Here is a 6841-nt window from a genome sequence, read left to right as displayed (position 1 = left end):
GCCATAGACCGTCTGCATGGCGAGCAGGCCGGCGGTCCTGGCCGGCAGGCCGGCCTTTTCGGCTGCAGCCGTCAGCGCCTCGATGAAATGGAAGATGTAGGCCGGGCCTGATCCGGACACCGCCGTTACCGCGTCCATCAAGCCTTCGTCGTCGATCTCGGCCACTTCGCCGCTCGCCGCCAACAGGTCGGCGACGAAGCGCTTCGTGTCGTCCGACACCAGCGGGTTGGAGAACACCACCATCATGCCCTTGCCGATGGCGGCCGGCGTGTTCGGCATGCAGCGCACGATCGGCGCACGGTCGCCCAGGATTTCGGTGAAGGTGGCGACGGGCGTGCCGGCGGCGACGCTGAGGAAGGTGGTGCGGCCGTCGCCGAAACGCTTGTAGGCGGCGGTCACGTCGCGGATCACTTGCGGCTTGACCGCGATGACGACGAGGGAAGGCACCGCGTCGGCCGGAATTCCGGCGGCATCCGCGGCGGCGCCGCAGCCCAGCGCCTCGGCACGCTTGCGCAACGCGTCATTGGGCTCGACCACGAACACGGCTTGCGGTGCAAGCTTGCCGGATTTCAGCCAGCCCGAGAGCATGGCGAAACCCATATTGCCGCAGCCGGCGAGAACAAGCCTGATTGTCATTTGGATGCCTCCGCGGGAACGGCCTTCCCATAGACGCTTGCGGCGTGGCGGGAAAGCCCCGTCGAAGCCAGCTCAGGAAGAGCGGCGCACCGCCAGCGGCCGCAGCGCCACCTGCCTCAGCCCGAGCACGCTGAGCACGAAGAACAGCCAGACGGGGTCGGCGCGGCGGAAGAAGAAGCTTTCGAGGAAGCCGTTCAGCGCCGCGAACAGCAACACCATCATGAAGAAGTCGCCGAGATAGATGTTCTCCTTGCGCAGCGGGATGCGCATATAGTCGCGCAGCGGCGCGATCAGGAAGGTGTAGACCGCCAGGCAAAGCGCCGGAATACCCATCAGCACGGCGATGTCGAGATAGCCGTCATGGCCGTGCACAATGGTCCGGATGTCCCAGGGTCGGTCGAAGGGCTGGTCCTGGTTGAGCAGCAGCGGTGTCCCCCAGAAGCTCTCATAGCCGTAGCCGGTCCAGGGTTTCTTCGCCAGCATGCCGCCGGCGAACTCCCACAGCGTCGTGCGCCCGGTATAGGTAAGGTCGGGAAAATAGACCGCCGCCAGGTGCTTCACCGGCGGAATGAAGACAATGCCCAGCGTGCCGACCGCCGTGGCGATGATTGCCAGCGCGAACAGGATCGGCGTGCCGAGCCGCATGCCGATCAGGCTCGGCAGCACCACGATCAGGATCGAGAACGGCACCAGCCCGACCGTCGTCTTGGAGCCGGTGTGCAGCATGAAGATCATGGCGACGGCGAAGATGCCCGCGCCCCAGAGCTTCTGCCCCCGCCGATAGAGATAGAGCCCGGCGAAGCTGAAGCAGGCCATGATCGGCCCGGCGATGTTCTTGTGGGTGAAGACGCCGCGCCAGAGCCCAGCATGTTCGGGTTCCTGCGAGTCGGCCGTGTGCATGGCCTCATGCGGAAAGACGATCAGGCCGACATAGGAGAGGCCGATGACGACAATGGCGGTGAAGATGATGACCTTGGAGAAGCTTTCCGCGTCGCGCGGCAGCGCCAGGATCGTTGCCATGGTCAGGATGCCGATCAGCGTGAACGAGGCGGCGCGCATCGCCGAGGGCGGATCGGTCGCCAGCACCACCGATAGCATGAAGAAGCCGAGCATGAGCATCCAGGACGGGCTGAAGAGCGAGCGCGCCACCCGCGGGTCGGCGAACGCCATAAGCGAGAAGATCGAGATCGCGCCGAGCGAGCTGAAACCCAGCTGATTGACGATGTCGCCACCTTGGCCGGTCAACTCGGCGCCGGCCGGCTGGAACGGCCGGAACGACACCATGATGACGGTGAACAGCAGCGCCGCTATCGCGGTGGCGACGCCCTCGCGGGTGAACGCCGCGCTGAGCGGCGCCCGCTCAGTTCTTCTCAGGCTGCCGGTATTGCTCATTGGCGTATCCGAATTCGGCCATCACGCGGCCGAGGGCGACATGGATGGGATAGAGGCCGATCGCGACCGATCCCGTCCGCGCCAGCCGGATCGCGCCGCGCAGCGGCGAAGCGGCAAGCAGCGCTAGACTCTTGGCGAACACTTTCAGGCCGGCAAGCGGCGTGCCGGCGCGCTTCTTCTTCTCGACCAGCGTCGAGATCACGCCGTTGCGCAGGCTGCGGGCACGGATCCAGTCGGCCTCGACGCGCCGGGCGGGCACCGTCTCATGCACCTTGGCTGCGGCGCACCAGCCGAGCACGAAGCCTTTCTGGGCCGCTCGGCTGAGGAAATCGGAATCGCCGCCGCCCATGAAGTTGAAGCGCAGGTCGAGGAAGGGTGGGCTCATGGCGGTCAGCACGTGTCGCCCGACCAGGAGGTTGCCGGACGAATAGAGCGCAGGCACGCGGCCCGTCTCGCGATAGGGCGGCGCGAAGACCGGGTGCTCCGCCCATCTGGTATGCGTCGGCTCCGCGAACACCGGCACCTGCGGTCCGCCGATTATGTCGGCGCCGAGCGTCTCGGCCGCCTTGCACATGCGCTCCAGCCAGTCGGGATCGGCGAGCTCGTCGTCGTCGATGACCAGCAGGTGGCGGAAATTGGGAAAATGCAGGATCGCGGTCTGCCAGCCGGCGTTGTAGGCGCTGCAATTGCCGCGCTCATGCGCGATGATGACCAGACCCGACATTTCGCCGCGCTCGAAGGACGGCAAGGCCGCCTTGGCGCCGTCGCGCGCCTCGGCTTCGTTCTCCATCACGATCACGGCGAAGCGTCTCGCGGTCCGCTGAGCCTTCAGCGACGCCAGCGTCGCCAGCAGCATCTGCGGGCGCTTGAAGGTCGGCAGCGTAACGACCACCTCGATCGCCTCGGCGGCAAGCCCAGGGGAGCGTCCCGCGATCGATACCGAACCGTCCGATGGCAAGGGGATCATGCGCTCCAGCCGCAGGGGTGATTTTGGCCCTCGATAGCACTGCGATGATAACGTTTCGTTAATCACCTTTCGCGGCGAAATCCGCGACACCGAGACTCTCGGCGCCCATTTGGTTCACTTAATCAAGGGTTCACCCCGCTTTGCTATCTGGGTTGCGCTGGATAGGTGAGATGCATCTGCTGTTCGCCACATCGATCGTGCCCGACGGCGCTCTCGCTTCGGGCTATGAGATTGCCAACGCCGCGATCATAGACGCGTTGCGGCGCGCGGGCGTGCGCGTCACCGTGGTTGGCTTCAATTGGCCGGGAAAGCCGGCGGCCGACCCTGACAACACCATCGTGCTCGGCGCCGTCGACGTGCGCACCGAAAGCGCAGCACCGCTGCAAAAGCTCGCCTGGGTGGCCAAGGCGATGCTCTCCGGCCTCACCTTCGCCTCGGTCAAGCTGCGTATCGTTTCCGATGCCGAGGTCCGTGCCGCGATCGGGCGCGCCGGCCCAGTTGACGGTTATGTGCTGAACTCAGTGCAGTTCGCCGGCGCCTTCGAGACGCTCTTCGGCGACCGGCCGTCCATCTTTGTCGCCCACAATGTCGAGCACCGCTCGGCCGAGGAGAATGCCGCCGCCGCGGCAAGCCTCCTTCAGCGCCTCCTGTTTCGCCGGGAGGCGAGGCTGCTCAAGGTCATGGAAGAGCGGCTCTGCCGCCAGGCGCGTTTCGTCTTCACCCTGGCCGAGGAGGATCGCGCGGCACTTGGCGTCGCCTCCACCGACCGCTCGGCGGTGTTGCCACTGGTCACCCGCAGCCAGGCGCCGGCCGGCCGGAGGCGCATCGACTTCGACGCGGCCCTGATAGGCACCTGGACCTGGCAGCCGAACCGCATCGGGCTCGACTGGTTCCTGCAAAAGGTCGTGCCGCATCTGAAACCGGGTTTCCGCATCAGGATCGCCGGCGGCATGCCGGCGGGCATCACCTCCGCCCATCCCGGTGTCGAATTCGTCGGCCGCGTGCCTGACGCGCAGGCCTTCGTGCGCGCGGCCGCCGTTATCCCGCTGATCAGCACCGCCGGCAGCGGTGTGCAGCTCAAGACCATCGAGACCTTCGAACTCGGCTTGCCGTCCGTCGCCACCAGCCGCTCGCTGCGCGGCATCGGCCATCGCCCGGACAATTGTGTCGTCACCGACGATCCGATCGCCTTTGCCGCCGCGCTCGAGGCCGCCGCCGCGAATGCCAGGGATGTCGACGGCAGCGCCTTCCATCGCCGTCAGGTCAAGGCGCTCGATGCCGCGATCAAACTTGGCCTCGATAAGCTCGGTTCGGTCAGGCAGGAGGCGTTCGCATGAACATGCACGCCACCCGCAAGGCGTTCGGGTCCGACACGTTGAAGACCATCCTCGGCATTCCCGTGCTCGCCATCCGCTGGGACGACGCGATCGCGCTACTGACGCGGCTGGTCGCTGAGCGGCGCTTCACCAAGGTCAGCTTCCTCAACGCCCACAATGCCAACATCGCCTGCACCGATCCGGTCTTTGCCGAGGCGCTGGACGATTTCCTCATCCTGCCCGACGGCATCGGCGTCGACATGGCGGCGCTGCTGCTCTACGGCACGCCGTTTCCGGACAACCTCAACGGCACCGACTTCGTGCCTGCCTTCCTGCAGGCCTCGTCGCGGCCGCTGACCGTCGGCCTGCTCGGCGCCACCCGCGTGAACGCCGAGGCGGCATCGGTCAAGCTCGCCGCGCTCGCCGTGCAGCACAGGTTCGTGGTCATCCACGACGGCTATTTCTGCGCCGCCGAGGAGCCGGTGATCGTCGACAGGATCGCAGCGCTGCGGCCGGATGTGCTGCTCGTCGCCATGGGCGTGCCGCGCCAGGAATTGTGGATCGCGCGCCACATCGACGCCCGTCACTGCACGCTGCCGATCGCGGTTGGCGCGCTGCTCGATTTCCTGAGCGGCACGGTGCCGCGCGCGCCGCTGTGGATGCGCCGTCTCAGGCTCGAATGGCTGTTCCGGCTGCTGATCGAGCCAGGCCGCCTCTGGCGCCGCTACGTCGTCGGCAACCCGCTGTTCCTGTGGCGCGTCGCCAGGCAGAAATTCTCGGCCGCCGGAGCGCGTCCTTGAACAGCCGCTTCGTCCCGGATGCAACGGCCGAAGTCCAGCGGCTGCCGCCGGCGCCGACGGCCGCGGTGGTGACCGCCAGCTATGCGCCGGATTTTGAACGCTGCCGTCTGCTGTGCGAGACGATGGACCGCCAGCTTTCCGGGTTCGCGCGCCACTACATACTGGTCGAGCATCGCGACGTGGCGCTGTTTCGCCAACTGGAGAACCACCGTCGCATCGTCGTCGACGAACGCGATCTCCTGCCGCGCTGGCTGCATGTCGTCGACGATCCGTTCTCCCTGTTTCGCCGCCGCGTCTGGCTCAGCCTGAGGACGCAGCCGCTGCGCGGCTGGCATGCGCAGCAGCTCCGCCGCATCGCCATTGCCGGCCATGCTGGCGAGGACGTGCTGATCTTCTGCGATTCCGACGTCGCCTTTCTCAGGCCGTTCGACGCCAGTGCCTTCTGGCGTGACGGTAAGGTGCGGCTGTTCCGGCGCGATGGCGTCCTGGCGAACGATGGTCATGACGAACATCGCATCTGGTCGCGTAATGCCGGCGCGGCGCTCGGCATCGATCCGACCAAGATCACGGTGCACGATTACATTTCGACGCTGATCGCCTGGCGGCGCGAGACCGTCACGGCGATGTGCAGCCGGATCGAGAATGTGCATGGCCGCGACTGGGTCGCGGTCCTCGGCTCGGCGCGAAAATTCTCCGAATGCATGATCTACGGCCGCTATGTCGACGACGTGTCGGAGGGGGCCGGCCATTTTCACGGTTCGGAAGAATTCTGCCGCGTCCACTGGACCGGCGAGCCCCTGTCGGACGATGACTTCCGCCGTTTCGTTGCCGGCATGGCGCCCGAACAGGTGGCGATCGGCTTGCAGTCCTTCATCGGCACCGACATCGGCCGCATCCACCGCCTGATCGGGCTCGCTTAGCCTAAGCAGAATTAGATGGCCTTGGCCGGCCTGCGCATCGCCGAGTAAGTGAGAAACGCCGAGGCGAGATAGAGCAGCAGGAAGACGACGTTGAGCGACAGCACCAGGTTGGACGTGTCGGCGATCGTCGTCAGCACATAGATCAGGAGCACCGCCTTGAGCCCGGCAAGCAGGCCGAGATTGAGCGCCCGGACGGCTGTCTGGCCGCGCGCGAACAGCAACTCGGCCTGGTATTCGACCAGATTGCGCAGGCCGGGCACGCAGATGGCTAGCGCCACCAGGGGCGCCGCCTCCGCGACATTCCTGCCCAGCGCGTTGGGGAAGAAATGCAGCACGATGCCGAGCGCGGCGAGCGCCAGCGTCGAGACCAGGAACACACCGCCCTCGATGCCGCTCTTGACGGCCAGCCGCGACAAGAGCTCCGGTGCCCGCATCATCCGTTGCACCAGCATCATCGAGAAGGTGCGGATCGGGATCGCCGTCAGGTCGACGAGGCGCATGATGATGGCGTAGATGCCGGCGAGATGAGCGCCGCCGATCGACAGCACCAGCAGCTTGTCGAACTCCATCTGCAGGTAGAACAGGACCTCGGCGCCGGCGACATAGATCGAGTCGGCGAGCCGCCTGAGATAAAGCTCGGTGCGCAGTCGCAGCCGCTGGCGCGGATAGAAGAAGCCGAAGGCGATGGCGAGCGAAGCCGCGTTGGCGCCGATGTAGTACCAGGACCAGACGCCGACGCTGTGCTGCGCCGCCAGCATGAACAGCACCGCGCCGAGCGCCCTTAGCGCGGTCGCCAGGATCGCCAGCACG

At 66.3% G+C, this 6841-nt stretch carries 6 protein-coding genes and 1 pseudogene; 3 read left to right on the top strand and 4 right to left on the bottom strand.

The features are described from left to right. The 3 genes from EN781_RS21600 to EN781_RS21590 form a co-directional block, all read right to left on the bottom strand. Positions 1 to 636 (bottom strand): pyrroline-5-carboxylate reductase (locus EN781_RS21600; protein ID WP_127400311.1); only part of this gene is annotated, 636 nt, incomplete at its 3' end. 72 nt (positions 637 to 708) lie between these two features. Continuing rightward, positions 709 to 2028: an O-antigen ligase gene (locus EN781_RS21595; protein ID WP_126056475.1), complete on the bottom strand. Its 1320-nt coding sequence runs from the start codon at positions 2026 to 2028 to the stop codon at positions 709 to 711. Continuing rightward, positions 1997 to 2995: a glycosyltransferase gene (locus EN781_RS21590; RefSeq protein WP_126056474.1), complete on the bottom strand. Its 999-nt coding sequence runs from the start codon at positions 2993 to 2995 to the stop codon at positions 1997 to 1999. The genes EN781_RS21595 and EN781_RS21590 overlap by 32 nt, the downstream gene beginning before the upstream one ends. Positions 2996 to 3165: 170 nt before the next feature. On the opposite strand from EN781_RS21590, the gene EN781_RS21585 reads away from it, so the two are divergent. Genes EN781_RS21585 through EN781_RS21575 form a run of 3 tightly spaced genes read left to right on the top strand, consistent with a single transcriptional unit; the run spans position 3166 to position 6031 of the window. Next, positions 3166 to 4332 carry a glycosyltransferase family 4 protein gene (locus tag EN781_RS21585; protein ID WP_126056473.1) on the top strand — a complete coding sequence of 389 codons (1167 nt, stop codon included), beginning with the start codon at positions 3166 to 3168 and terminating at the stop codon, positions 4330 to 4332. Further along, positions 4329 to 5111 (top strand): WecB/TagA/CpsF family glycosyltransferase, encoded by a 783-nt coding sequence (locus tag EN781_RS21580; protein WP_126056472.1) that lies wholly within the window; start codon positions 4329 to 4331, stop codon positions 5109 to 5111. The genes EN781_RS21585 and EN781_RS21580 overlap by 4 nt, the downstream gene beginning before the upstream one ends. Beyond that, the gene (locus tag EN781_RS21575; RefSeq protein WP_126056471.1) at positions 5108 to 6031 is read left to right on the top strand and encodes a DUF6492 family protein; all 924 of its coding nucleotides are present in this window, start codon (positions 5108 to 5110) and stop codon (positions 6029 to 6031) included. Before EN781_RS21580 ends, EN781_RS21575 begins: the two co-directional genes overlap by 4 nt. An 11-nt stretch (positions 6032 to 6042) precedes the next feature. Here the strand turns inward: EN781_RS21575 and EN781_RS21570 are convergent. After that, positions 6043 to 6841: pseudogene (locus tag EN781_RS21570) on the bottom strand (lipopolysaccharide biosynthesis protein); the annotation flags it as partial.

Source organism: Mesorhizobium sp. M4A.F.Ca.ET.090.04.2.1 (genome assembly GCF_003999085.1).
In the GTDB taxonomy this organism is placed as follows: domain Bacteria; phylum Pseudomonadota; class Alphaproteobacteria; order Rhizobiales; family Rhizobiaceae; genus Mesorhizobium.
This window is presented reverse-complemented; position numbering and strand designations above follow the sequence as displayed.

Excerpts from the sequence above, each read along its gene's own strand:
- EN781_RS21595 (WP_126056475.1), bottom strand. The coding sequence starts at position 2,028 with ATGAGCAATACCGGCAGCCTGAGAAGAACTGAGCGGGCGCCGCTCAGC.
- EN781_RS21590 (WP_126056474.1), bottom strand. The coding sequence starts at position 2,995 with ATGATCCCCTTGCCATCGGACGGTTCGGTATCGATCGCGGGACGCTCC.
- EN781_RS21585 (WP_126056473.1), top strand. The coding sequence starts at position 3,166 with ATGCATCTGCTGTTCGCCACATCGATCGTGCCCGACGGCGCTCTCGCT.
- EN781_RS21580 (WP_126056472.1), top strand. The coding sequence starts at position 4,329 with ATGAACATGCACGCCACCCGCAAGGCGTTCGGGTCCGACACGTTGAAG.